23 protein-coding genes and 1 riboswitch are annotated in these 25,499 nt (G+C 40.1%); of the genes, 18 read left to right on the forward strand and 5 right to left on the reverse strand.

What is annotated here, in order from left to right:
• Positions 1-120 precede the first annotated feature (120 nt).
• On the forward strand, positions 121-825 hold the full coding sequence (locus MKY65_RS11065; RefSeq protein ID WP_339184793.1) for a cytochrome c biogenesis protein CcdA: 705 nt from the start codon (positions 121-123) through the stop codon (positions 823-825).
• A gap of 121 nt (positions 826-946) precedes the next feature.
• Positions 947-1,414, forward strand: a complete 468-nt coding sequence (locus MKY65_RS11070) for a cytochrome c biogenesis protein CcdC (protein ID WP_339184796.1) — start codon at positions 947-949, stop codon at positions 1,412-1,414.
• A gap of 30 nt (positions 1,415-1,444) precedes the next feature.
• On the opposite strand, the gene MKY65_RS11075 is transcribed toward MKY65_RS11070, so the two are convergent.
• A complete protein-coding gene (locus MKY65_RS11075) occupies positions 1,445-1,918 on the reverse strand; it encodes a DUF2621 family protein (RefSeq protein WP_339184798.1) in 474 nt (157 codons plus the stop codon).
• Between the two features lie 412 nt (positions 1,919-2,330).
• Between MKY65_RS11075 and MKY65_RS11080 the strand changes: the two genes are divergently transcribed.
• The 5 genes from MKY65_RS11080 (at position 2,331) to MKY65_RS11100 (ending at position 8,032) form a co-directional block, all read left to right on the forward strand.
• Positions 2,331-3,437, forward strand: a complete 1,107-nt coding sequence (locus tag MKY65_RS11080) for an ATP-binding protein (RefSeq protein WP_339184799.1) — start codon at positions 2,331-2,333, stop codon at positions 3,435-3,437.
• A gap of 286 nt (positions 3,438-3,723) precedes the next feature.
• Complete coding sequence (gene acnA / locus MKY65_RS11085; RefSeq protein ID WP_339184801.1) at positions 3,724-6,435, forward strand: aconitate hydratase AcnA; 2,712 nt, start codon at positions 3,724-3,726, stop codon at positions 6,433-6,435.
• Positions 6,436-6,591: 156 nt separating this feature from the next.
• Positions 6,592-7,191: a TlpA disulfide reductase family protein gene (locus MKY65_RS11090; protein WP_339184803.1), complete on the forward strand. Its 600-nt coding sequence runs from the start codon at positions 6,592-6,594 to the stop codon at positions 7,189-7,191.
• A 28-nt stretch (positions 7,192-7,219) separates the two neighbouring features.
• Positions 7,220-7,642: a thioesterase family protein gene (locus MKY65_RS11095; protein ID WP_339184805.1), complete on the forward strand. Its 423-nt coding sequence runs from the start codon at positions 7,220-7,222 to the stop codon at positions 7,640-7,642.
• Between the two features lie 93 nt (positions 7,643-7,735).
• Positions 7,736-8,032, forward strand: a complete 297-nt coding sequence (locus MKY65_RS11100) for a hypothetical protein (RefSeq protein WP_339184807.1) — start codon at positions 7,736-7,738, stop codon at positions 8,030-8,032.
• Between the two features lie 45 nt (positions 8,033-8,077).
• Here the strand turns inward: MKY65_RS11100 and MKY65_RS11105 are convergent, their stop codons facing one another.
• The 4 genes from MKY65_RS11105 to plsY all read right to left on the reverse strand — a co-directional run bounded on the left by MKY65_RS11105 (position 8,078) and on the right by plsY (position 10,279).
• Entirely contained in the window at positions 8,078-8,383 is a 306-nt protein-coding gene (locus tag MKY65_RS11105; RefSeq protein ID WP_339184809.1) for a hypothetical protein, read from the reverse strand.
• A complete protein-coding gene (gene yidD, locus MKY65_RS11110) occupies positions 8,383-8,634 on the reverse strand; it encodes a membrane protein insertion efficiency factor YidD (RefSeq protein WP_339184811.1) in 252 nt (83 codons plus the stop codon). The genes MKY65_RS11105 and yidD overlap by 1 nt, the downstream gene beginning before the upstream one ends.
• 7 nt (positions 8,635-8,641) lie before the next feature.
• Positions 8,642-9,574: a GTP cyclohydrolase FolE2 gene (gene folE2, locus MKY65_RS11115; RefSeq protein ID WP_339184813.1), complete on the reverse strand. Its 933-nt coding sequence runs from the start codon at positions 9,572-9,574 to the stop codon at positions 8,642-8,644.
• A gap of 123 nt (positions 9,575-9,697) precedes the next feature.
• On the reverse strand, positions 9,698-10,279 hold the full coding sequence (plsY, locus tag MKY65_RS11120; RefSeq protein WP_339184815.1) for a glycerol-3-phosphate 1-O-acyltransferase PlsY: 582 nt from the start codon (positions 10,277-10,279) through the stop codon (positions 9,698-9,700).
• Positions 10,280-10,499: 220 nt separating this feature from the next.
• On the opposite strand from plsY, the gene MKY65_RS11125 reads away from it, so the two are divergent.
• The 11 genes from MKY65_RS11125 (at position 10,500) to MKY65_RS11175 (ending at position 25,329) form a co-directional block, all read left to right on the forward strand.
• Positions 10,500-11,474 carry an ABC transporter ATP-binding protein gene (locus tag MKY65_RS11125; protein ID WP_339184817.1) on the forward strand — a complete coding sequence of 325 codons (975 nt, stop codon included), beginning with the start codon at positions 10,500-10,502 and terminating at the stop codon, positions 11,472-11,474.
• Positions 11,471-12,994, forward strand: coding sequence for an ABC transporter permease/substrate-binding protein (locus tag MKY65_RS11130; RefSeq protein ID WP_339184819.1), 1,524 nt, complete (start codon positions 11,471-11,473; stop codon positions 12,992-12,994). Before MKY65_RS11125 ends, MKY65_RS11130 begins: the two co-directional genes overlap by 4 nt.
• Positions 12,995-13,044: 50 nt before the next feature.
• Positions 13,045-13,455: a CoA-binding protein gene (locus MKY65_RS11135; RefSeq protein WP_339185213.1), complete on the forward strand. Its 411-nt coding sequence runs from the start codon at positions 13,045-13,047 to the stop codon at positions 13,453-13,455.
• 831 nt (positions 13,456-14,286) lie between these two features.
• Positions 14,287-16,242 (forward strand): DNA topoisomerase IV subunit B, encoded by a 1,956-nt coding sequence (gene parE / locus MKY65_RS11140; RefSeq protein WP_339184821.1) that lies wholly within the window; start codon positions 14,287-14,289, stop codon positions 16,240-16,242.
• Between the two features lie 25 nt (positions 16,243-16,267).
• Positions 16,268-18,727 (forward strand): DNA topoisomerase IV subunit A, encoded by a 2,460-nt coding sequence (gene parC / locus MKY65_RS11145; protein WP_339184823.1) that lies wholly within the window; start codon positions 16,268-16,270, stop codon positions 18,725-18,727.
• A gap of 184 nt (positions 18,728-18,911) precedes the next feature.
• A complete protein-coding gene (locus MKY65_RS11150) occupies positions 18,912-20,054 on the forward strand; it encodes an acyl-CoA dehydrogenase family protein (protein WP_339184824.1) in 1,143 nt (380 codons plus the stop codon).
• Between the two features lie 16 nt (positions 20,055-20,070).
• Positions 20,071-21,426, forward strand: coding sequence for an acetyl-CoA carboxylase biotin carboxylase subunit (locus tag MKY65_RS11155; RefSeq protein WP_339184826.1), 1,356 nt, complete (start codon positions 20,071-20,073; stop codon positions 21,424-21,426).
• A gap of 1 nt (position 21,427) precedes the next feature.
• Complete coding sequence (locus MKY65_RS11160) at positions 21,428-21,637, forward strand: acetyl-CoA carboxylase biotin carboxyl carrier protein subunit (protein ID WP_042533822.1); 210 nt, start codon at positions 21,428-21,430, stop codon at positions 21,635-21,637.
• Between the two features lie 21 nt (positions 21,638-21,658).
• Positions 21,659-22,438: an enoyl-CoA hydratase gene (locus MKY65_RS11165; protein ID WP_339184827.1), complete on the forward strand. Its 780-nt coding sequence runs from the start codon at positions 21,659-21,661 to the stop codon at positions 22,436-22,438.
• Between the two features lie 22 nt (positions 22,439-22,460).
• A complete protein-coding gene (locus MKY65_RS11170) occupies positions 22,461-23,990 on the forward strand; it encodes an acyl-CoA carboxylase subunit beta (RefSeq protein WP_339184828.1) in 1,530 nt (509 codons plus the stop codon).
• 338 nt (positions 23,991-24,328) lie between these two features.
• Positions 24,329-24,440, forward strand: a riboswitch (SAM riboswitch).
• Positions 24,441-24,660: 220 nt separating this feature from the next.
• On the forward strand, positions 24,661-25,329 hold the full coding sequence (locus MKY65_RS11175; RefSeq protein ID WP_339185215.1) for a carboxymuconolactone decarboxylase family protein: 669 nt from the start codon (positions 24,661-24,663) through the stop codon (positions 25,327-25,329).
• Positions 25,330-25,499: the final 170 nt, after the last annotated feature.

Below are 25,499 nucleotides of genomic sequence, written 5' to 3' on the forward strand. Positions count from 1 at the left end.
GAAATACCTGCATTATTTGAAAGCCCCTTTCATAAAAATGTATAGATATTGTCATAAATTTGACTTTTATTTTTTTATTTCTCTGTTAGAATAGAAATGATTGAGTAAGGGGGGCTTCATATGGAAGAAATTAATGTTTTCTTGGCTTTTGCAGCTGGGTTTCTTTCATTTATTTCGCCTTGTGTTCTTCCGCTGTATCCGGTGTTTCTTTCTTATATTACCGGGATGAGCATGGATGAAATAAATCAGGATAATAAACGGCTTGATCGAAAAGCAATATTACATACGGCCTGTTTTCTAATCGGATTTTCAAGTATTTTTGTGATGATTGGGTTTACAACGACATATGTTTCCGAATTTTTAATGACCTATCAGGATACCATCAGACAGATTGGCGCAATTTTAATTATCTTTTTCGGCTTGGTCATTGTGGGTGTATTGAATTTCGAATTTCTTATGAAGGATCGTAAAATTCATTTTAAAAATCGTCCAGCAGGTTTTTTTGGTTCTTTTCTTATTGGAATGGCGTTTTCTTTAGGCTGGACACCATGTACCGGTCCAATTTTAATGGTAGTATTCTCATTAGCTGCAACCAATCCTAATCTTGGACTTGTTATGATGATTAGCTATATTTTAGGTTTTTCCATTCCATTCTTATTACTTGCTTTCTTTATTGGTAAATTGAAATGGTTTCGGAAACACAGTAAAAAAATGGTGAAAATTGGCGGCTGGGTAATGGTTTTAATGGGAATCGCATTATTCTTTGACTGGATGACGAAGGTTACTGCATTTTTAGCAAATTTATTTGGGTTTACCGGATTTTAAAATGAAATAATATGATTCAAAATCAAGGTTACGACATTATTTTTATGGAACGATGAAAAATATCGGCCTGAATCGTTTTGGCCGATATTTTTTCAGCGTATAAAGAAAAGAGTTGTTATGTATGTATTTAGCAATTGCAACTACTGCTGTTTTTGCATTTATGGCGATTGTGATGATATTTGTGCGTATGCGCGCTTCTAGAAAACCGGCATCTGTAAAAAAGATTATATTACCGCCATTTTTTATGAGTACGGGGGCACTGATGTTCTTGTTCCCCATGTTTCAGATAAGCTGGCTTCAAGTTGCAGAAGCACTGACTGTCGGAATAATATTTTCTATTTTTTTAATTAAAACATCAAAATTAGAATTCTTGGACGGAGAAATATATGTCAAGCCGTCAAAAATGTTTCCGGTCATTTTAATTGGATTATTAGTTATCCGAATTATAATAAAACTGATTATTGGTACAAGCATCTCTGTTGGCGAAACTTCAGGAATGTTCTTTTTGCTGGCGTTTGGGATGATTGGTACCTGGAGAATAGCCATGCTTTATCAATATGTACAATTAACAAAGAAGCAAAGTGCGTAAATTTCTGCACTTTGCTTCTTTTTCGCTGAACTAAGATCTTTTCTGCTTGTATTTTTCTTCCCAATTTTCCTGATAATCCTCTTTGGATTGTTGGAAGAAAGGCTCATAGGGTGCGATATCGATATTTTTTTCTTTTAGCTTTTTTCGCAGAAATTTATGGTCTCTTTTGGGGGTCGCTAAAATATACCCTTCAATCAATGTAGAGCGTTTAATGCTTTCCTCGTCCTTTTGAATAGAAAGTTCTCCAATTTTACTGGCAATTCTTTGTCTGGCGACATCTCTGAATAGTTCGGGAACAGGAGAAACCAGCTCTTCCAGGAAATCTTTTTCTGCTTGAGACCATTTATGTAATGTTTTTTCGAAATAATATTCCTCCCAATCCATAATGGAACGCCCATCCTCTTTAGGGAGCCGCTTTAAAAACTTTCGAAACATAAAATACCCACCGATTGCCATCAGACCAATTAATAAACATCCCCACAGGATAATAAACAGTGATATCATCGTACACCTCACCTTAATTTTACATAAAAAAATTACGAATATTGCTAATTTATTATCAACTATCAATTTATTTTTTTAGAAAATTGTAGTAACATTAATTTAACCTTTGTTATTATTCCTCACTTGTACATTATAAAGTTATTAAGAAATATACACAAGTAATCATAATTGTTTCGTCATAATCATACATATTATTTATCGCAGTTAAACTGGCAGTAAACCACTCGCTTCAAAAAACGAAAAATTATGTAGAAAGGGTAACCAGGGACTAATTGCCGGTATAAACTCGATTGGTTCAATGAAAATCGTTTTTTATGAGTGAGTAATCTAGCGTTTTATTCCGCTAGGAACGCAGCAAAATCCCAATGGAATGAAATTATACTTTTTAATAACTTCTGAAAGGAGCATGGGTATGGATAAAAACCACAAAAATAAGAACCCCAATGACTTGCAAAGTTCTGAAAGTCGTCATAATTTACACCCCGATGCAACGCTTTCAGCGGCCATTATTTCTTGGCTGAGTAAAAAAACAGAAGGAATAGTGATCGTGATTAATACAGATAGTGAAATAGAATATATAAGTGATTCCGTTTATGAGATTCTTGGCTATGAGCCAAAAGAAGCAGTCGGGAAAAAGCTGGGTGATTTCCCGGTTAAAATAGATTCAAAAATTATTTCACAAGCACTCGTTGGCAACAAAATAAAGCATAAAAAGCTTTTAATAGATATTTCGACCAAAGAAGGGGAGAATTTATCTTTCTCATGTGAGTTAAATGATGTTTTTGAAGATATCGATGTCGAAAAAAAGTTTTTACTTTATTTAGAAAGAAAAACAAAAGATATGAGACTGGATGATATCATGATACGTTCAGAGAAGATGAATGTAGCTGGACAGCTGGCAGCAAGCTTAGTTCATGAAATACGCAATCCGCTGACTTCACTAAAAGGATTCCTGCAATTGCTTCAGGCTGGCGCACAGCATAAAGAAGAATACTTTCATGTGATGATTGAAGAGGTGGAGAAAATTGAGTCAATCACATCGGAATTGTTATTTATTTCAAAGCCTTTAACAGATAACCGTTCTAAAGAAAGTGTTACAAAAATGATGCAGGATGTGGAATTATTATTACAGTCCCAGGCAAATCAAAAGGATATTCAAATTCAGCTGCAAAGCAGTACAAATGCATCCGTTCTTTGCGATCGTTCTCAGATTAAACAAGTTTTAATTAACCTGATAAAAAATGCGATTGAAGCTATGGAGAAGCCTGGGAAAATAATTGTAGAGGCGAAAGAGGCAGATCAAAAAATAATTATATCTGTTATTGACGAAGGCTGCGGATTATCTGAAGATATTTTACATCGGCTTGGAGAGCCATTTTTTACGACAAAGACATCGGGTACAGGGCTCGGGTTGCTGATAACCAAGAAAATCCTCCATAATCATGATGCAGATTTTCATATGTACAATAATGAACATAAAGGAAGCACATTTGAAATTATTTTTTCAAAAGCTGATTAATGCGTTTTATCAGAAAGAATAATTGTAATTTCGCAGAATTTCTATCTTTTTTGCAGGCAGCTATTATTTTCACTATTAATAATTCAGCAATTAGATAAGTAATACTTATCTTTTGGCATAACTTTTTACTATCTACTATTTAACAATAATTATTTGTTTTATTTGCTAGATTCCTATATTATATATATTGAAGGCTCTATTTAGTTGAATAGCAGTATGGATTAAAAAAAGTAATACCTTCTCATTTATTGGCGAGAAGGAGAGGAAATGAAAGGGGTAACACAATATGTCGAACACAAATGCGTACAATGCAAAAAAGCAGTTCGAATTAAACGGTAAGACGTACAACTATTACCGTTTAAAGACGCTGGAAGAAGCGGGGCTAGGTAAAGTAGATCGTTTGCCTTTTTCTGTCCGTGTTCTTTTAGAATCATTATTAAGACAACAAGACGGTCATCAAATCAAAAATGAGCATGTTGAATCATTAGCACATTGGGGAACGGATAAAGCAACTGGGGCAGATGTTCCATTCAAGCCTTCCCGTGTTATTCTTCAAGACTTTACAGGAGTGCCTGCAGTCGTTGACCTTGCGTCCCTTCGTAAAGCAACGGTTGATCTTGGAGGAGAGCCGGATAAAATCAATCCGGAAGTTCCAGTAGATTTGGTTATTGACCACTCTGTACAGGTTGACCAATATGGAACTCCAGATGCGCTGCGTGCCAATATGGAATTGGAATTCGAACGTAATGCAGAGCGTTATCAGTTCTTGAACTGGGCACAAAAAGCGTTTAATAACTACCGTGCAGTTCCGCCGGCAACTGGTATCGTTCACCAGGTTAACCTGGAGTATCTGGCTGACGTTGTACATGCGCGAGAAAATGAAGACGGAACTTACGAAACATTCCCTGATACACTTGTAGGTACTGACTCCCATACAACAATGATCAACGGCCTGGGTATCCTTGGCTGGGGCGTTGGCGGAATCGAAGCAGAAGCAGGCATGTTAGGACAGCCTTCTTACTTCCCTGCACCGGAAGTTATCGGGGTCAAATTTACTGGTTCCTTCCCGAATGGAACAACAGCGACGGATCTGGCGCTAAAGGTAACGCAGGTGCTGCGTGAACAAAGTGTAGTTGGGAAATTTGTAGAGTACTTTGGACCTGGGCTAAAGGATATGCCATTGGCTGACCGTGCTACAATTTCAAATATGGCTCCAGAATATGGCGCTACTTGCGGGTTCTTCCCGGTTGATCAGGAAACACTTGATTACATGAAGCTGACTGGACGCAGTGATGAATTAATCAGCGTTGTTGAAAAATACTGTAAAGAAAATGATTTATGGTATGACGCAGATGGTGCTGATCCGGAATACACAAAAGTAATTGAAATTAATTTGTCCGAATTAGAGCCGAATCTTTCCGGACCAAAACGTCCGCAAGATTTAATCGCGCTTTCTGACATGAAGAAAGAATTTAATAAAGCAATTACTGCAAAAGAGGGTAACCAAGGGTTTGGATTAGATAAATCTGAATTTGATAAAGAAGTTGAAATCAATCATCCAAATGGAAAAACTTCTGTTATGAAGACAGGAAGTCTTGCTATTGCAGCAATTACATCTTGTACAAACACATCTAACCCATACGTTATGTTAGGTGCAGGTCTGGTTGCTAAAAAAGCTGTCGAAAAAGGCTTGGAAGTTCCTGAATACGTAAAAACTTCCTTGGCACCAGGTTCAAAAGTGGTAACCCGCTACTTAGAGGACGCCGGTTTACAAACATATTTAGATAAACTGGGCTTTAACCTTGTAGGTTATGGATGTACAACGTGTATCGGTAACTCCGGTCCTTTACGTGAAGAGATTGAAGAAGCGATTGCAGCGAATGATTTAATCGCATCTTCTGTATTATCTGGTAACCGTAACTTTGAAGGTCGTATCCATCCGCTGGTAAAAGCAAACTACCTTGCATCTCCACCGCTTGTTGTAGCATATGCGCTTGCTGGAACAACAGATATCGACCTTGTAAAAGAAGCAATCGGTAAAGATAAAGATGGTAATGATGTTTACATGAATGATATCTGGCCATCACTTACTGAAATTAAAGAAGAAGTGGAAAAAGTAGTAACACCTGAAATTTTCCGCAAAGAGTATGAAAATGTATTCCAATCTAACGAGAAGTGGAATGAAATCGATACGACAGATGAGCCTTTATTTGAATGGGATGAGGATTCTACTTACATCCAAAACCCTCCATTCTTTGAAGGGTTGACGCCGGAAGCTGGAACTGTTGAGCCGCTTAGCGGATTACGTGCTATCGGATTGTTTGGCGATTCTGTAACAACAGACCATATTTCACCAGCAGGTGCTATCGCAAAAGACATGCCGGCAGGTAAATTCTTGCAAGAGAAAGGAGTTTCACCAAGAAACTTTAACTCTTACGGTTCTCGCCGCGGTAACCATGAAATCATGATGCGTGGTACATTTGCTAATATTCGTATCCGTAACCTGCTGGCTCCTGGCACAGAGGGTGGTTATACAACTTACTGGCCAACTGGCGAAGTCATGGCAATCTATGATGCTGCTATGAAATATCAGCAGGACGGAACGGGTCTTGTAGTTATCGGCGGAAAAGATTATGGAATGGGATCATCCCGTGACTGGGCTGCCAAAGGTACCAACCTGTTAGGAATCAAAACAGTAATTGCTGAAAGCTTCGAGCGTATTCACCGTTCTAACCTTGTTATGATGGGTGTATTGCCGCTTCAATTTGAAAAAGGCGACAGCGCGGAAAGCTTAGGATTAACTGGTAAAGAAACGTTTGCTGTAGAAGTAGATGAGTCTGTTAAACCAGGTGATTTAGTGAATGTAACTGCAACAGATGAAGCTGGAAAAGTAACTTCATTTAAAGCAGTTGCCCGTTTCGACAGTGATGTAGAAATTGATTACTATCGTCATGGCGGTATCCTTCGCATGGTACTGCGTGAAAAAGTAAAAGCATAAGCAGCCAGCTGCTTTGTAAGAGAAAAAGGGTCTTTGCTTTTTATGGAGCAAGGCTCTTTTTCTATGCATTCTTATTGAGGTCTGTATTCTTTACAAAAGTGAAGTTTCTCTTTACGATAGAAGTAGGAAAACAATGTGGATGGTGGGAGATACAAATTGTATAAACGGATATTTTCGCTTGTTTTATTATTAGTGCTTGTTGGAATTGTTATCGCAAATGTGCTTCAGAACAGAGCTGCGGACAATGCTGCTGAAGAAGAGGAAGCGGTGCTTGTAGACGATGGATCTTCCAGTCAGGGAGCTGCGATTGCACCTGCGGAAAGTGCCGGAGTAGAGCCTGGTGAGCCAGCTCCAGATTTCGAACTGGAGACATTAGAAGGAGAGACTTTCAAACTTTCTGATTTGCAAGGAAAGAAAGTGATTTTAAACTTCTGGTATTCCTGGTGCCCGCCTTGTATTGAAGAAATGCCTGAAATACAGGAATTCTATGAGGAATATCAGGATGAGGTTGAAGTTGTTGCTGTCAATATGACGAAGCATGAGAATCAGCTTTCGGATGTTGGCGATTTTATCGATGAGCATGAGCATACCTTTACTGTTCCTTTAGATAGAGAGGATACGTTAACGGAGCCGTATGTTGTCTATGCCGCACCGACGACATATTTTATAGGTACGGACGGAAATATACAACAGCCTAGAAGAATCGGGCCGATGGACTATGAATTTATGGAAGAAATGGTTCAAGGAATGGATTGATTGAAAGAGAAGCAAGGAGGAAGAAAGATTGTTAGTTACAGAAACACCAATAGAAGTAAGATACCAAGAAACCGACCAGATGGGTGTCGTCTACCATGCAAACTATCTTGTTTGGTTTGAAATCGGACGTACAAAGTTTGTAGAAGCCTTGGGGCTTAACTACCATCAAGGAATGGAACAGCAAAATGTGGTTTCTCCAGTGATTGATGCTCAGATTTCATATAAAAACGCAATTCGTTATGGTGAAAAACCTGTTGTAAGAACGTGGCTTGATGCTTATGACGGCTTGCGTACGGTTTACCGTTATGAAATTTTGAATGGATCTGGAGATTTAGCTGTCACTGGTACGACGACCCATACGATTGTTGATAAAGATACGTTTCGGCCGCTGTCTATTCGAAGAAAATTTCCTGATTGGCATGCAGCATATCAAAACCAGCTTGGCAGTTAAGAAAGTATAAACTTTCTTACTGCATAAGTGTAACTAAGGTTGTCACCTAAAGGCTTGGTGACTACCAAGTTTTCTAAAGAAAGAGGAATAGGAATGGCTTTTGGATTAAAAAGAGAAGAGTTAAACGAGTGGAAGCAGAATGTCCGTGCCGGAAAGATTGATTTTATTACTCATTATTGGCTGGATGACCGTTTTCCAGGCTGTAATACAGTAACCAAAGTGGGTTGCAGTGATTTGGAAAAGTTGAAAGAATGGGGTAGAAAATATCAGTTGGATGAATCCTGGATTGATTTAAAGCCCAAATATCCCCATTTTGATTTGTTCGGCGAACATCAGTGGAAAATTTTAAAATCAGAAAATCGGCTGGAGCAATTAGAACGGTTTAAATAATAAAAATGCAGGCGGGAAAGGTACCGACCTGCATTTTTTAATTTTTTAATTTGATTCGTTTTTCTCAGGGTATTCGATTTTTGGTTCCTTTTTTGTCTCGTCATAAGAAACAGATAAGTCTGCACCTTCAAAATACCAATCGTCTGATTCTTCGATAAAGAAATGGATCCCTTCTACTGATGTGGAAGCAGATTCGTTTTCAGGTGCTTCTGCTTTGATACCGAGGGAAAAACCGGCAATTCTGCCGCCGACTCCGCCATATCTCGGGAAGAATCGTATATTCTTTTCGTTTTGTAAATCTAATTCCTCTTTATACCATTTTGCTGCTTGTTCTGATACGGTGATTTCCATTATATCTCTCCCTTTTCCTGCTGTTTTTTCTTTTCCCTTTTTTCCGGAACGTAATCTACGCCGCCTGGGTGAAATGGATGACATTTACTTATTCGCTTTATAGTTAATATTCCACCTTTAAAAAATCCAAAACGCTGAAATGCTTCCAATGCATAAGCTGAACAGGTTGGATAGAAACGACAGGTTGCTGGTGTAAAAGGGCTGATAGCAAGCTGGTAAAAACGAATCAGTCCAATAAAAATATATTTCATTGGACAGTTACCCTTGTCTGTTACGTTTATCATAGGTAACAGAAGCAATCGCATCATGCATATGAATTGATTCTTCATTACGGCATGCTACATGGAACTTCATTACTGCCGGCAGCTCGTAAAGGTCGGCAGCAATCAAGCGGACCATATCCTCTACAAATCGGGGGTTTTCATAAGCTGCTTCTGTCACCATTTTTTCATCCGGTCTTTTCAGGATAGGGTGGAGTCTGGCACTTGCATTGCTTTCTGCAGCTTCTAACAAAATGCCCTTCCAATCCCCATCTGTATTAGAAAAGCTTGGCTCCAGTTCGGTTTCCACTGTTACATTACCGCGCTGGTTATGAGCGCTGTATTCACTGATTTCTTTGGAGCATGGGCATAATGTTGTTATTTGTACGTTTAAAGAAACACTGATTTGATAATCCTCGTATTTGGAGTAACGTACGGAAACAGCTGCTTCTGCATGGTTTAAACCAGCAGCATAGGTTTGCGGCGCTTTCCGCTCATAGAACCAGGGGAAGCTGACAGAAACCGTCGCATCTGTTTGTTCCAATTTCACGGCCAGATCTTTTGCGAACTGTTTTAATTCATCAATAGAAACGGTAAATCCGCCTTGATGATATTGCTCTAACAGCTCCATAAAACGGCTCATATTCGTTCCTTTGCTATTCGCAGGGATGCTGGATGAAAAGGTGAACGTGCCGACAGTGGTTTGCTCAAATGGTGCTTGTCCGCTTAAAACGCGGACAGGATATTTTACATTTGAAACACCGACAACATCCAAATCAAAAAGAAAATCACGTTTTACATTTTGCAGGTCAGCCATTTCATTTTTTTCAGTCGGTTTTTTCTTCTCGCCAGGAGGAACAGAACCAAATAATTTATGTCTTTCTTCCTTTGAAGGAAGTTTTTTTAATGGAATCGTGTTTAATTGATGCATAAAAACGTCCTTTCCTGATAAACATCTGAAAGCTTAGACTAGAAGCTCAAGGATGTTCAAACAATCTTTAATTATAGCCACTAGTATACTGAATTCGGCTTAAATATTCAATTTATCGGCTTTTTACATCCAGGTTATTTTAGGCTCTGTTCCATTTATTATCCGTTTAATATTTGCCCAGTGTCGATACGCCACAAAAGCAGTTAATATCAGGATAACGACGGACAACCCGGTATTTTGGAAAAACAGTGACGCAAAAAAGGCTACAACTCCCGTAATCATAGAAGAAAGGGAAACATATTTAGATAAATATAATGACAGTAAAAATGTTGCAATCATAATAATAAACAGGATAGGGTTGATTCCTAGTATCATCCCTCCCGATGTTGCAACAGCCTTTCCGCCTTTAAATTTAGCAAATATCGGATAAGTATGGCCTAAAACAGCGATAATACCTATTATCAATGGATAAGCATCCGCATGAAATAATTGAGGCAATACAGCAGCTAATGTTCCTTTTAAAATGTCGCCCAGGATAACGATGCTTCCTGCTTTTATTCCAAGCACACGAAAGGCATTAGTTGCTCCAAGGTTGCCGCTTCCATGCTCGCGAATATCTATTTTATAACCAAGCTTGCCGATGATTAAGGCAAATGGAATAGATCCTAAGAGATATGCGATAATCCCGAAAATAATATAATCCATACGTTCCCAACTCTCTTTTTCAAATTCTTATTCTATGTTCCTATGGCTATTTTAGCATGAACCAATCTGTTTAAGTACAAAATTTTTTAGAAAAACGCAGTAAAGCTCTCTTTTAAGAATAAATTATTCTCTTTATCCTTGATTTAAAGTGAAAAATAAAACCAGGACAGGTTTTTAAATGTGTACAAGCGGGAATCTTTTTACGAAGGAGGTTATTCTTATGATTACATTTAAGGACATAACAAAAACATACCCTGATGGGACAACCGCTGTCGATCAATTTAATTTGACAGTCGAAAAAGGGGAATTTATGACGCTGATTGGTCCCAGCGGCTGCGGTAAAACAACAACAATGAAGATGATTAATCGTCTGATTGACCCATCTGCAGGAACCATATACATAAACGAGAAGCCGGTAAGTGAGTATTCCATTGATGCATTACGATGGAATATTGGATATGTTCTGCAGCAGATTGCTTTATTTCCTCACATGACTGTTCAGGAGAATATTCAAGTTGTTCCAGAACTGCTGAAATGGAAAAAAGGAGAAAAAGAGAAACGAACAGATGAATTATTGGAGATGGTGGGGCTCGATCCATCAATTTTTAAAAAAAGATATCCAAGCGAGCTTTCGGGAGGACAGCAGCAGCGTATCGGTGTTATCCGGGCATTAGCTGCAGATCCTGACATCGTATTGATGGATGAACCATTCAGTGCACTCGATCCAATCAGCCGGGAGCAATTACAAATGGATATCGATAAATTACAAAAAGAGATCAAGAAGACGATTGTATTTGTTACCCATGATATGGACGAGGCATTAAAAATGAGCGACCGGATTTGTTTAATGCAAGAAGGTGGTGTGGTTCAATGCGGTTCGCCTGAACAATTAATGAAACACCCAAAAAATGATTTTGTGGAGGAATTCATTGGAAATCGAAAATCAGCCTGGCTGACATCTGTTCAGGAAGTCATGAAAAAGGAGATACCAGCTGCTCGTGACCGGGAGCTGGAAAATGTCGTGACAATTCCTGCAACAAGTACAATAGAGGATGCATATGCAATAATTCAATCAGTAAATCAGATTGATTTTCCGGTAGTCGCTGACAATCAGAAAATCATCGGAATTGTTACAAGGGATGAATTGCTTCAATACTTCTATCAGCAGGAGAAGGAAGGGGCGAGTGTTCTATGAAGGAATTTATAGACGTGTTCCAGAATCGGCAGGATATGCTTCTTCAGGCGATTTGGGAGCATTTGCAAATTTCTTTGATATCACTTGGAATTGCGATTTTAATCGCTGTGCCAATCGGCATTATACTGACCAGATATCCACGCATTGCCGAGCCTATCATTGGCACATCCGCAGTTCTACAGACAATTCCGAGTCTTGCTGTATTGGCTTTTTTGATCCCGTTTTTAGGAATCGGTATCCAGCCGGCTATCGTTGCCCTAGTCCTTTATGGACTACTGCCTATCTTGAGAAATACATACACAGGGATAGACGGTGTAGATCCTGCCTTACGGGAAGCTGCCAGAGGCATGGGGATGAATACAAAAAAGCAATTAATGCGAGTAGATCTGCCAATTGCGATGCCGGTTATTATGGCTGGTATTCGTACCTCTATGGTTCTTATCGTTGGTACTACAACTATCGCAGCTTTAATCGGTGCTGGCGGACTTGGAGATATCATTTTACTTGGTCTGGACCGGGGCGGCGATATTCCGCTTGTATTATTAGGTGCGATACCGGCAGCTTTATTAGCTGTTATGCTTGATTTTATTCTGCGTTTATTTGAAAAGATGTCTAAAAAATATGGTATTCAGGCATTTATTGCAATGCTTGTTATTGTTGTACTTGTCATCACCATTCCCTTGATGATTCCAAGCAGCCAAAAGGGAGAAATTGTGATAGCCGGGAAATTAGGAGCTGAACCAGAAATTATTATGAATCTCTATAAAATTTTAATTGAGGAAGAAAGTGATATCACTGTTGATATAGAACCGAATCTTGGAAAAACAGATATGGTATTTAACGCACTCCAGCAGGGCAGCATTGACATTTATCCGGAATTCACAGGGACGGTTATCGTTTCGCTGCTTGATGAACAGGCGGAATCCAATGAAGCAGAGGAAGTATATGCACAAGCCAGAGACGGTATAAAAGAAGCATATAATTTGGAGCTTTTAGAGCCAATGTTGTTTAATAATACGTATACGGTAGCAGTTACAGAAGAATTTGCGGAAGAAAACAATTTGGAGGATATCTCTGATTTGAAGTCGATTGAAAACCAGGTAACAGCTGGATTCACATCCGAGTTTAATGACCGCTATGATGGCTATGTCGGGATGCAGGAAGTATATAACCTGGACTTCAACGAGGTAAATACAATGGATCCAGGCCTTCGTCAGGGGGCCATTTCGAGCGGTGAGGTAGATGTGATTGATGCCTATGGAACAGACAGCTATATGGTAGAATTAGGGTTAGTATCCTTGGGAGATTCTGAAAATCTATTTCCGCCATATCAGGGCGCACCGTTAATGCGGGCAGATACGTTAGAGGAATATCCAGAGCTCGAGGACATATTAAATCAGCTGAGCGGACAAATCACGGATGAAGAAATGCAGGAAATGAATTATCAAGTGGATTATGAGGATGCAGCTGCAGAGGATGTTGCCAGAGATTATCTGATGGAAAATGGTTTCATTGAATAAGGTAAAGAGAAGATGCTAAGTACGTTATTAAAGGAGGAATTATCATGTCCATTGAAAATCCAAGTAAAGAAAGAATAAAAGAAATTCTGGAGAATGCGAAGACGATTGCAGTTGTAGGCTTATCTGCTAATCCAGAAAGAACATCGTACCAAATAGCTCATAGAATGCAGGAAGAAGGATATAAAATTATTCCTGTCAATCCAACCATTGATGAGGTTCTTGGGGAAAAAGCCTACAGCTCCCTGGCAGAAGTAGACGAACCAATCGATATTATCAATGTTTTCCGCCGTCCGGAGCATCTGCCTGATGTCGCAAAAGATGCTGTACAGACGGATTGTAAGATGTTCTGGGCGCAGCAGGGAATTGTGAATGAAGAAGCTTATAATTATTTAAAAGAGCATGATTTTGAAGTCGTTATGGACCTTTGCATTAAGGTGTTACACGCAGTTTTATTGAAATAGTGTATAAACAATTAAAGACTGAGCCAGGCATGATAAGCCAGGCTCGGTCTTTTTGTTTCAGCGGATGCAGCTGCCAGCTTGCCCGGGTGAAAAGCATCTTCTGCTGACTATGCGCTTGTCACAGAGACAATGCAACGGTTATTGCAGCAAAAACGTATTAACCTGCCCCGCATTGGTGCAGTTGCTCGTCCCGCCGGAGAACTTTTACGTGTATTCTCATCGCTAAAAAACGGGGTCGACAATTGTCTGTGATTCTATGTAAATAAATGATTACCTTGCTTTTCTGCGATTTTTCCCATAAGATATTAATGATGTAAATATGGATATAGTGCGTTTACCCTTTATGTGGAATGAGCATGTTTAGACTAGACGGAGAAACAAATTTTGCTCTATAGTGTATAAACAAGGTTTTATTTATCACCGATAAGCGTTTATAAACTTTCCTCGAAAGGATGCTTCATGTTATATAGATAGAACAAGGGTTGAAAGAAGCGTAATATAAGTATAGCTGCCTCCCATTCTAACCTGCAGACTTTTATCAACAAAAATTGTTTTTCTGTTAGAAGATTGCAATGAAGTTTCACTTTATAAGAAAGCATGGCATTTTAAAAGGGCCTCTTGAGAGCGCAGGCTGCTTTTTGAAGCTCCTTATACTTTAATCATGTAAGTCCTGATTGAATCGCTGACTCGTATCGAGGATAAACATTTATGAGGAACGCTAATACAGGAACATTGTGTTCGTGTTACAAGCAGGATGATTTTCTGTTTGCTTAATAAGAACGAATGTTCTATGATGTATATAGAGGTAGTATTGAAAGGAGAAGATGATTCGTGGAGAAAGAATATCAATACTCTGATAGCTCCATTCAGGTGCTGGAAGGACTGGATGCTGTACGAAAACGCCCAGGAATGTATATTGGGAGTACAGACATTCGCGGGCTGCATCATCTTGTTTATGAAATTGTTGATAATGCTGTTGACGAAGCGCTGGCTGGTCACGGCAATCAAATTACGGTAACCATACATAAAGATGACAGTATTTCTGTGGAAGATAGCGGCCGCGGTATGCCGATCGGAATGCATGCAACCGGAAAACCAACCACTGAGGTTATATTTACTGTGCTGCATGCAGGCGGAAAGTTTGGGCAAGGAAGCTATAAAACAAGCGGAGGATTACACGGGGTAGGTGCTTCTGTTGTTAATGCCTTATCGGAATGGCTGACAGTAACCACTTACCGCGACGGTCATAAATATGAGCAGCGTTTTGAAAATGGAGGACACCCGGCAACGACCTTAGAGGATAAAGGGCCTTCCAGGAAGAAAGGCTCCTGTATTCATTTTAAGCCGGATCCATCTATCTTCTCGACAACGGTATTTAATTTTGAAACGATTTCCGAGCGTTTACGGGAATCTGCCTTCTTATTAAAAGGGCTAAAAATCGAACTGAAGGATGAACACAATGGAGAGCGGCAGATTTATGAATATCCTGATGGCCTAAAATCTTTTGTAGAGTGGCTTAATGAGGAAAAGGACGTGCTTCAGCCAGTTGTTTCATTTGAAGGGGAGCAATCGGAAATTGAAGTTGAATTTGCTTTTCAGTTCAATGACGGCTTTGCAGAAAATATGCTTTCCTTTGTAAACCATGTGCGGACCAGAGACGGTGGTACACATGAATTTGGAGCCAGAACGGCAATTACCCGTACTATAAATGATTATGCAAGAAGAGCAGGGTTATTAAAAGAAAAAGATAAGAACTTGGAAGGGACAGATATCCGGGAAGGATTAACTGCGATTGTGTCCGTCCGTGTTCCGGAGAACAAGCTGCAATTTGAAGGTCAGACAAAAGGCAAGCTGGGAACAACAGAAGCCCGTTCGGCCGTTGATGGCGTAGTATCTGAACATCTGACATACTTTTTAGAGGAAAATGCAGAGATTTCTTCTTTGCTGATTAAAAAATCTATTCGTGCAAAAGAAGCGCGGGAAGCTGCCAGAAAAGCACGTGAGGAAGCTCGTACCGGGAAGAAACGAAAGCGAAAAGATACGTTGCTTAGTGGAAAGCTGACCCCGGCACAATCAAAGAACCCAAAAAAGAATGAGCTTTATCTTGTAGAGGGAGACTCTGCCGGCGGTTCAGCAAAGCAAGGGCGCGACCGTAAATTCCAAGCTGTGCTTCCGCTCCGGGGGAAGGTTATCAATACCGAGAAAGCTAAGCTGGAGGATGTCTTTAAAAATGAAGAAATTTCAACGATTATCCATACGATAGGTGCCGGAGTCGGCGGAGATTTTAATTTGGAAGACGTCCAGTATGATAAAATTATTATTATGACCGATGCAGATACCGATGGAGCGCACATTCAGGTGCTGTTGTTAACCTTTTTCTATCGATATATGCGTTCTTTAGTGGAGTCGGGAAAAGTGTTTATTGCTCTCCCGCCGCTGTTTAAAGTATCTAAAGGAAAGGGAAAACAAGAAAAAACACGTTATGCCTGGGATGAAAATGAACTCCAAAAAGCAGTGAAGGAATTAAAAAATGGCTATGATATCCAGCGTTATAAAGGTCTCGGGGAGATGAATGCGGATCAATTGTGGGAAACAACGATGAACCCGGAATCACGTACACTTATTCGTGTATCCATTGATGATATAGCGCGTGCAGAACGGAGAGTAACAACGTTAATGGGGGATAAAGTAGAACCCCGCCGTAAGTGGATTGAAGGTCATGTTAAATTTGGTTTGGAAGAAGATGCAACCATTTTAGAAAATGAAAATATTCATAAGGAAGATTAGTTCGGATTGTAAGGAGTGATTCCATTTGGATCAAACAGAGAAATATTTAGATCTCCCCTTAGAAGAAGTTATCGGAGATCGCTTCGGAAGATACAGTAAATATATCATTCAAGATCGTGCACTGCCTGATGCCAGAGACGGCTTGAAGCCTGTACAGCGGCGTATTCTTTATGCCATGCATGTAGAGAGAAATACGCATGACAAGAATTTTAGAAAAGCTGCTAAAACGGTTGGAACCGTAATCGGGAATTACCATCCACATGGAGATTCTTCTGTATACGAAGCAATGGTCCGCTTAAGCCAAAACTGGAAGGTACGTAACAGACTGATAGAAATGCACGGGAATAACGGCAGTATCGATGGAGATCCTCCTGCTGCAATGCGTTATACAGAGGCAAGATTATCTCCGATTGCGTCAGAGCTTCTTCGGGATATTGACAAAGAGACAGTTGAATACATCCCTAACTTCGATGAAACAACCGATGAGCCGGTTGTTTTACCGGCGAAATTTCCGAATCTCTTAGTAAATGGTTCTACAGGAATCTCCGCAGGGTATGCAACCGACATTCCGCCTCATAATTTAGGAGAAGTAATCGATGCAGTGATTATGCGAATCGATAAACCGGAATCAAGTGTAAATGATTTAATGCGTGTGCTGAAAGGACCTGATTTCCCGACCGGCGGTATTATTCAAGGGGTCGAAGGAATCAAAAAAGCATATGAAACCGGCAAAGGAAAGGTTGTCGTTCGTGGAAAGGCAGCCATTGAAACGTTAAAAGGGAATCGTGAACAAATCGTTGTGACAGAGGTACCTTTTGAGGTGAACAAAGCAGCAATGGTGAAGAAAATGGACGAGCTCCGTATTGACAGGAAGGTCGAGGGCATTGCGGAAGTGCGCGACGAAACAGACCGGACAGGCCTCCGTATTGTTGTTGAGTTAAAGAAGGATGCAAATAGTGAAGGTATTTTAAACTTTTTATATAAAAACACAGACCTGCAGATCACATACCATTTCAATATGGTTGCTATCAAAGATAAAACGCCGACACTCTTATCCCTGCCGCAGCTTCTAGATGCATATGTCAGTCATCAGCGCGAGGTTGTAACGAATCAAACCCGATTTGATTTAAATAAGGCGAAAAAGAGAGCGCATATTGTCGAAGGCTTAATCAAAGCAATTTCGATTTTAGATGAGTTGATTGCCACCATCCGTGCATCAAAAGATAAGGCGGATGCAAAAAACCAGATTATGGATAAATATGGTTTTACCGAACCGCAGGCGGAAGCAATTGTTACCTTGCAGCTTTATCGGCTGACAAATACGGATATTGTTCAGCTTGAGGAAGAAGCTAGCGAATTAAGAAAACAAATGGAGAAGCTGTCTGCTATTTTGGAAAGCGAAAAGAAATTACTGCAAACCATTAAAAATGATTTAAGACAAATCAAGAAAAAATTTGCAGATGACCGGCGCACTCATATCGAGGAAAAAGTGGAAGAACTGAAAATAAATATTGAGGTAACCGTGGCAAGTGAGGATGTGTTAGTTTCCGTAACCAGAGACGGTTATGTCAAACGAACCAGCCTGCGGTCCTATGCAGCTTCCAATAGTGAGGATTTACCGCTGAAGGACGATGATCATCCGATAAGTCTCCTGGAAATCAATACAACAGATAATATCATGTTATTTACGAACAAAGGAAGATATATTATTTGTTCTGTTCACGAGCTTCCGGATATACGCTGGAAGGATATGGGACAGCACATTTCACATATTGTTCCGTTGGAGAAAGAAGAGCATTTGATTAAGGTCATACCTGTACGTGATTTTAAAGAAGAAGACGGCTTTCTAATGTTCTTTACTCGAAATGGCATGGTCAAACGCAGCGAATTTCAGCTTTATGAAGCGCAGCGACGTGGTAAGGCGTTAATTGCATTAAATCTGAAGAATGATGATGAACTGGTTCATGTAAGCCGTACAGATGGCAGGAAAGATATATTTATTGCAACCAACAAAGGCTATGGTCTATGGTATGAAGAAGCAGAAGTGTCCATTGTCGGGCAGAGAGCAGCCGGAGTAAAATCGATCTCTTTAAAAGAGGATGATTTTGTTGTCAATGGACAAGTATTTGATCTGGAAGCGCCAAAAGATTTATTTATCATTACGCAGCGCGGAGCCAGCAAACGCATGAAGCTAAAATCCTTTGAAAAAGCAAGCCGGGCGAAGCGCGGATTGCTTATGCTGAAGGAATTAAAGAAAAAACCGCATCGGATCCAAGGATTCTTTATGGTGAATAATCAGGAAATGATTTGCTATAAAACGAAAAATGGCGATACACAGAAGGTATATCCGCTGGAGTTATCCGCCTCCGATCGTTATGGCAACGGATCGTTTATGATTGATGCAGATCAGACCGGTGAAGTGATGGAAGTATATAAAGAAACAGTGTATGAAAAACCATTTGAAAATAATGATGAAGAATCGTAAAAAAATGATATTAACTCCCTGACAATGCCAAAACATTGTTAGGGAGATTTTTGTATTTTAGTTGAATGAAGAAGTAAGAGCAGCTGCTCAAGAAAAAGATTTTTAGCTTTTCCTTTGCCTAAATCCCAGCTTTTGATAAAATGATAATGTAAGCGTGTTCAATTCGTCAAAAGGGGGTACGAGAATGGATTTTGATTTAACGAAGGAACAAAAGATGATTCAGCGGATGGTTTCTGACTTTGCTGAAAAAACTATCCGTCCAAGAGCAATCGATATTGATGTTAACGCAGCTTTCCCGGAAGATATTTTTCAAGACATGGGAGAGCTTGGTTTATTAGGGATTCCATTTCCTGAAAGCTATGGAGGTTCGGGCGGTGACACCGTTTCATATGCCATCGCTGTAGAGGAAATCGGCCGCCGATGCGGAAGTACGGGCTTAAGTTATGCCGCTGCAGTTTCTTTAGGCGCCAGCCCGATTTATTATTTTGGAACAGAAGAACAAAAGCAGCGGTTTTTAAAATCAATTGCTGAAGGCCGTTCTCTTGGAGCTTTTGGTTTAACAGAACCGAATGCAGGGTCTGATTCCGGGGGGACAAAAACTACTGCTAAATTAGACGGAGACGAATATATTATTCAAGGGGAAAAATGTTTTATCACGAATGCCAGTTTTGCAGATTTTATTATTGTAACGGCCGTCACGAAAAAGGACGCAAATAACAAGAATAAAATATCTGCCATCATTGTGCCGACAGATGCTGAAGGACTGACTATCCGCAGTGGTTATGACAAAATGGGCGTACGCGGGTCAGATACCGCAGAAGTCATCTTGGATAATGTCCGTGTTCCCAAAGAAAATTTACTTGGTACAGAACATCAAGGTCATCAGCAATTTTTAAAAACATTAGATGGCGGAAGGATTTCTATTGCGTCATTAGCTGTCGGTATTGGCCAGGCGGCTTTAGACCGCTCCTTGCAGTATGCAAAGGACCGTAAACAATTCGGTAAATCTATTTCCAGTTTTCAGGCAATCCAATTTAAATTAGCAGATATAGCGATGGAAATTGAGCTTGCCCGTAATATGGTTTATAAAGCAGCCTGGTTAAAGGATCAGAATAGAAGCTTTTCCAAAGAGGCAGCATATGCAAAATTATATGCAACGGAAATGGCATTTCGTGCGGCAAATCAGGCGATTCAAATTCATGGCGGTTATGGTTATATGCGTGAATATGAAGTGGAAAGGCTGCTCAGGGATGCTAAGTTATTGGAAATTGGAGAGGGGACGTCTGAAATCCAACGCTTGGTTATTGCAAGACAGCTAGGCTGCTAGAGAAGGAGAGAAGACCATGATACAAAAAGTATTGATTGCTAATCGCGGTGAGATAGCCAGAAGAATTATCCGCAGCTGCAAAGAGTCAGGTATCAGGACGGTAGCTGTCTATTCCGAAGCAGATGCGAATGCTTTATTTAAACAAGAAGCTGACGAAGCTTATCCTATCGGTCCTTCACAAGTGCAGCAAAGCTATCTTCAATTAGATAAAATCATAGAAGTGGCCAAAAAAACAAATGCCGATGCGATTCATCCAGGCTACGGTTTCTTGAGTGAAAGCCCTTCATTCGCTGAACGCTGTAAAGAAGAAGGAATTATTTTTATTGGACCGGAAGCGGCTATTTTAAGTCTGATGGGAAGTAAAATTGAAGCTCGAAAAGCAATGATAGCGGCGGGTGTACCTGTTATTCCCGGTACTGATCGCGCGGTGGAATCATTGGAAGAAGCGGTCACTTTTGCTGAGCAAATTGGCTACCCTGTGATGTTAAAAGCATCTGCTGGCGGCGGAGGTATCGGAATGGAGGTTGTGCACGCTTCAGATGAACTGCGAAAAGCTTTTGAAAATAACTCCAAGCGGGCCTTGTCTTTCTTTGGAGATGGAGCAATGTTTTTAGAGAAACACATAACAAACAGCCGACATATTGAAGTACAGGTTTTAGCAGATTGTCATCAGCATACGGTTCATTTATTTGAAAGAGAATGCTCTATTCAGCGCCGGAACCAAAAGGTGTTAGAAGAAGCCCCATCGCCATCTATTTCTGAAGCACTTCGCATGAAATTAGGAGAAACAGCTGTTATCGCTGCGGAGGCAATTGATTATACCAATGCCGGAACAATTGAATTTTTAGTTGATGAATCGGAGCAATTTTATTTTCTGGAAATGAATACACGTATTCAGGTAGAACACCCCGTCACAGAAGAAATAACAGGGATTGATATTGTCAAAGAACAGATCCGTATTGCCAATCAGCAGGCACTATCTTTTACACAGGAAGAAATCACACGAAACGGCCATGCGATAGAAATAAGAGTTTACGCAGAAGACCCCATTCGATTCTTTCCGTCGCCTGGTAAAATCACAGCACTGGAACTGCCTGAAGGAGCAGGTGTCCGTAATGAATGTGCTGTCACCTCCGGAGATACGGTAACGCCTTTTTATGATCCGATGATTGCAAAACTGATCGTTTTCGGGGAAAATCGGGCAGAAGCGAGGAATAAGCTGGAAAAAGCGCTGGGTCGGTTCAAAATAGAAGGGATAAAAACCAATATACCGATGCTTCAGGAAATCATCACCTATGAGGCATTTAAAAAAGGAAATACACAAACAAACTTTTTAGATAAATATTATCAACCAACTACAGGAGGGAATTAAGATGGAAATCAAAGCATCGATGGCAGGAAACGTATGGAAAATTACAGTGCAGCAGGGAGAGGCTGTGGAAGAAGGGCAGGATGTCGTTATTCTCGAGTCAATGAAAATGGAAATTCCGATTGCTTCAGAGGGAAAAGGAATTTTGAAGGAATGGAAGGTCCAAGAAGGAGATTTTGTTAATGAAGGAGATACGATTGCAATCGTTGACTAAATCAGTTTGGAGTGAATGCCTATGCAACTTGTAAACGTTGAAACAGTAGATAATCATATCGCTGTTATCACATTAAATCGGCCGGAAGCTGCCAATGCGTTATCTTTTGCGTTATTAACAGATTTAGAGAATTGTATTCAAAAAATCCGTGCTGATGATACTATACGCTGTGTGATTATTACAGCCAGCGGAGAAAAAGCTTTCTGTGCCGGAGCAGATTTGAAAGAACGAAAGGCAATGAATGAGGAGGAAGTTGTTGCTGCTGTACAGAAAATTAGCAGACTTGCCGATTCCATAGAAAAAATAGAGGTCCCTGTAATTGCTGCTATTAATGGCGTCGCCTTTGGAGGCGGGCTGGAAATCGCTTTAGCCTGTGACCTGCGTATTGCAGCCAATCATGTAAAGCTGGGGTTGACGGAAACCTCTCTGGCGATTATACCCGGAGCCGGCGGGACACAGCGTTTGCCAAGATTAATCGGGGTCGGGCAAGCCAAAATGCTTATTTATACTGCCAAAACAATTTCAGCAGAGGATGCATTAGCTATTGGACTGATTGAGCGGTCAGTCGCTGCTTCTTTTTTACAAGACGAAGCAATCAGTATCGCCCGGAAAATAAGCCAAAATGGGCCGATTGCTATGAAGCAGGCTAAAAAAGCGATTAATCAGGGGATAGAACTTCCGATAGATGAAGCGGTTCAACTGGAACATGCATCTTATGTAAAACTTATACCGACAAAGGACAGAAAAGAAGGATTGCTTGCATTTCAAGAGAAAAGAAAGCCTGATTACCACGGAAGTTAAAGCCAGGAAGGAGTATGCTTATATGCCTGTAAATAAGGAACTAAAGAAGCGTATAGAAAAAATAAAAAAGGGAGGAAAACAAAAGTATCACGACAGCAATGCTGAAAAGGGCAAGCTTTTTGCTAGGGAAAGAATACAGCTTCTTTTTGACTCTCATGAGACAATTGAGGATGGTTTATTTGCCAATGCGATGGATGAAGATCTGCCGGCAGATGGCGTGATTACCGTGACAGGGAAAATAAATGGCCAGACAGTCTGTGCGATGGCAAATGATTCCACCGTGAAAGCCGGAAGCTGGGGACAGCGGACGGTAGAGAAGATTTTACGTATTCAAGAGACGGCAGAACGACTGGAAGTACCTATGATTTATCTGGTTGACTCTGCAGGTGCCCGCATTACCGATCAAATAGATATGTTCCCGGGCAGAAGAGGAGCGGGACGTATTTTCTACAATCAAATCAAGCTGTCAGGAAGAGTGCCGCAAGTCTGTTTATTGTTTGGTCCATCTGCTGCCGGCGGTGCCTATATCCCTGCCTTTTGTGATATCGTTGTCATGGTTGATGGGAATGCATCGATGTATTTAGGTTCCCCGCGAATGGCTGAAAAGGTCATTGGTGAAAAGGTTTCCTTAGAGGAAATGGGCGGAGCAAAAATGCACTGTACGACCTCAGGAGTGGGCGATGTTTTAGTGGATACCGAAGAAGAAGCGATTCAATTTGCACAGAAGTACTTAACGTATTTTCCTGCTAATTTTCGTGAGAAGCCAAAAAAAGCAGCATCTGTAGAACCAAAAAGCTTTGATAAGCCAATCAGCGAAATTATTCCAGATAATCAAAATGCTGCATTTGACATGTATGAACTGATTGACCGTACGATCGATGAAGGCAGTTTTTGTGAAATAAAAAAGCGGTTTGCTCCAGAACTAATTACTGGGCTGGCCCGCATCGACGGTCAAAGTATAGGAATCATCGCCAATCAGCCGCGTGTCAAGGGAGGCGTTCTTTTTACTGATTCAGCAGATAAAGCAGCAAAGTTTATCCAATTATGTGATGCGTTTGAAATTCCGCTGCTGTTCTTAACGGATGTACCAGGATTTATGATTGGAACAAGAGTGGAGAAACAGGGAATTATCCGCCATGGAGCCAAAATGCTATTTGCAATGAGTGAAGTAACGGTACCTAAAATTTCTGTTATTGTTCGAAAGGCTTATGGAGCTGGTCTATACGCGATGTCAGGACCTGCTTTCGACCCGGATTGCTGCTTAGCCTTTCCGAATGCACAAATTGCTGTTATGGGACCGGAAGCAGCAGTGAATGCAGTAGAAGCAAATAAAATCGCTCAGCTTCCTGAAGAAGAAAGAGAGGCATATATCGCAGAGAAGCAGGCCTCCTATAAAGAGAATATTGATATTTATCGCTTAGCTTCCGAAATGATTATTGATGATATTATTGATCCAGATCATCTTCGGAGCGAGCTGACAAGACGTTTTACCATTTATCAGAATAAGAAAAAGCAATTTACCGAGAGAAAACATGGGGTATATCCTGTGTAGGCGAATAAGAAAACGCTTAGACCAATAGGGGCTAGGCGTTTTTTATGAAGCGTATAAAAACATTTATTTAACCATAATAATATTATGTAAACTATAATTTGTGTTTCGAACTGATTTCAAAAAAACTTGCTCAGATTGACCAATACCAAAATCTATGGTTGGAAAATATAATTAAAAGTGTTAAAACGACTAATGGCCGCTTACAGTAAAATTATTTTTACTCGCATCATCGATAGGTTTTGGTAAGGAACCACTTAATTTAATTAAAATTTCCGCTTGACACATTTTTTAGAATTCGATAGTATATGAAGAAATCTTAAAAAACTAAATAATGTAATTCCTTATCAAGAGCCGGGGGAGGAACTGGTCCTGTAATCCCGCAGCAACCATTACTTAAAACACAGTAAAATGGTGCTAATTCCAGCAAGCTTTTCACTTGGGAGATGAGGCAGTGTATAAAAAAACCTCTTCTCATTGGAAAGGGTTTTTTTCATTTTAAACAATGATAGGGAGGGAATAATTTCAATGGTATAAGTATGACTAAAACCGAGTAATTAGATAGGTAAAGTTTAATTATTGCTGGAGTTGTACGAAAATAAGCGAAATGAGCTTACAGTTTTTATGATTTTATGACAAACAAAAAACAAAAATTTTAAATGTATGAGGAGAGATTTCATTGACTAAAACAGATAGTTTATATCAAAAATCTTATTTTAACCGGATAACAGAATTAAAAGAATATGCGCCTGAAGCATTTCGAACTTTTTTTGCTTTTAACGACAAGGCATTGGCTGAGGGAAATTTATCAGTTAAATTAAAGGAATTAATTGCGGTAGCCGTAGCACACATTACTGGATGCCCGTACTGCATTGATTTACACGTGGGGAATGCTAAAAAGAATAATGCTGATAAAGAGGAAGTAACAGAGGCCATTTTTGTTGCAACAGCTCTAAAGGCTGGTTTAGCAGTTGCTCATGGTGTGAATGCGCTAAATGCGTTTGATGAAGAGGAAAAAGACGAGCTGTACAAAGCATCCTATTTTAATAGATTAACAGAATTTGGTGACATTGATGCGGGTACATTCAAGGCATTTGCTGCTTTTGATCATAAATCCATTAAAGCAGGAAAATTGTCCGAAAAGGAAAAAGAACTTATCGCGGTGGCATCAGCACACACTACAGGCTGCCCTTATTGCATTGACCTGCATACGAAAAATGCCAAAAAAACAGGGTCCAGTCTAGAGGAAATATCAGAAGCTATTTTTGTAGCAGCTGCTTTAAAAGCTGGCTCAGCAGTGGCACATAGTGTAAATGCCTTAAATGCTTTCGATGAATCATAAGTAAGCAGCAATCAAAAGAGGGTAGGGTCAACACCAAAATCAATGGTTGTCTAAATCAAATAAAGAGAAACTTTAATCAGTAGCGGTCGCGTTAACCTGACAACATTGGTAATCGCAGTCTCAGTCCCAGCCAGTTACACTACGATAAAATCTAGCTTACAATCATAGAT

It is taken from the genome of Oceanobacillus sp. FSL W7-1293, assembly GCF_037969815.1.
Lineage (GTDB): Bacteria > Bacillota > Bacilli > Bacillales > Amphibacillaceae > Oceanobacillus > Oceanobacillus oncorhynchi.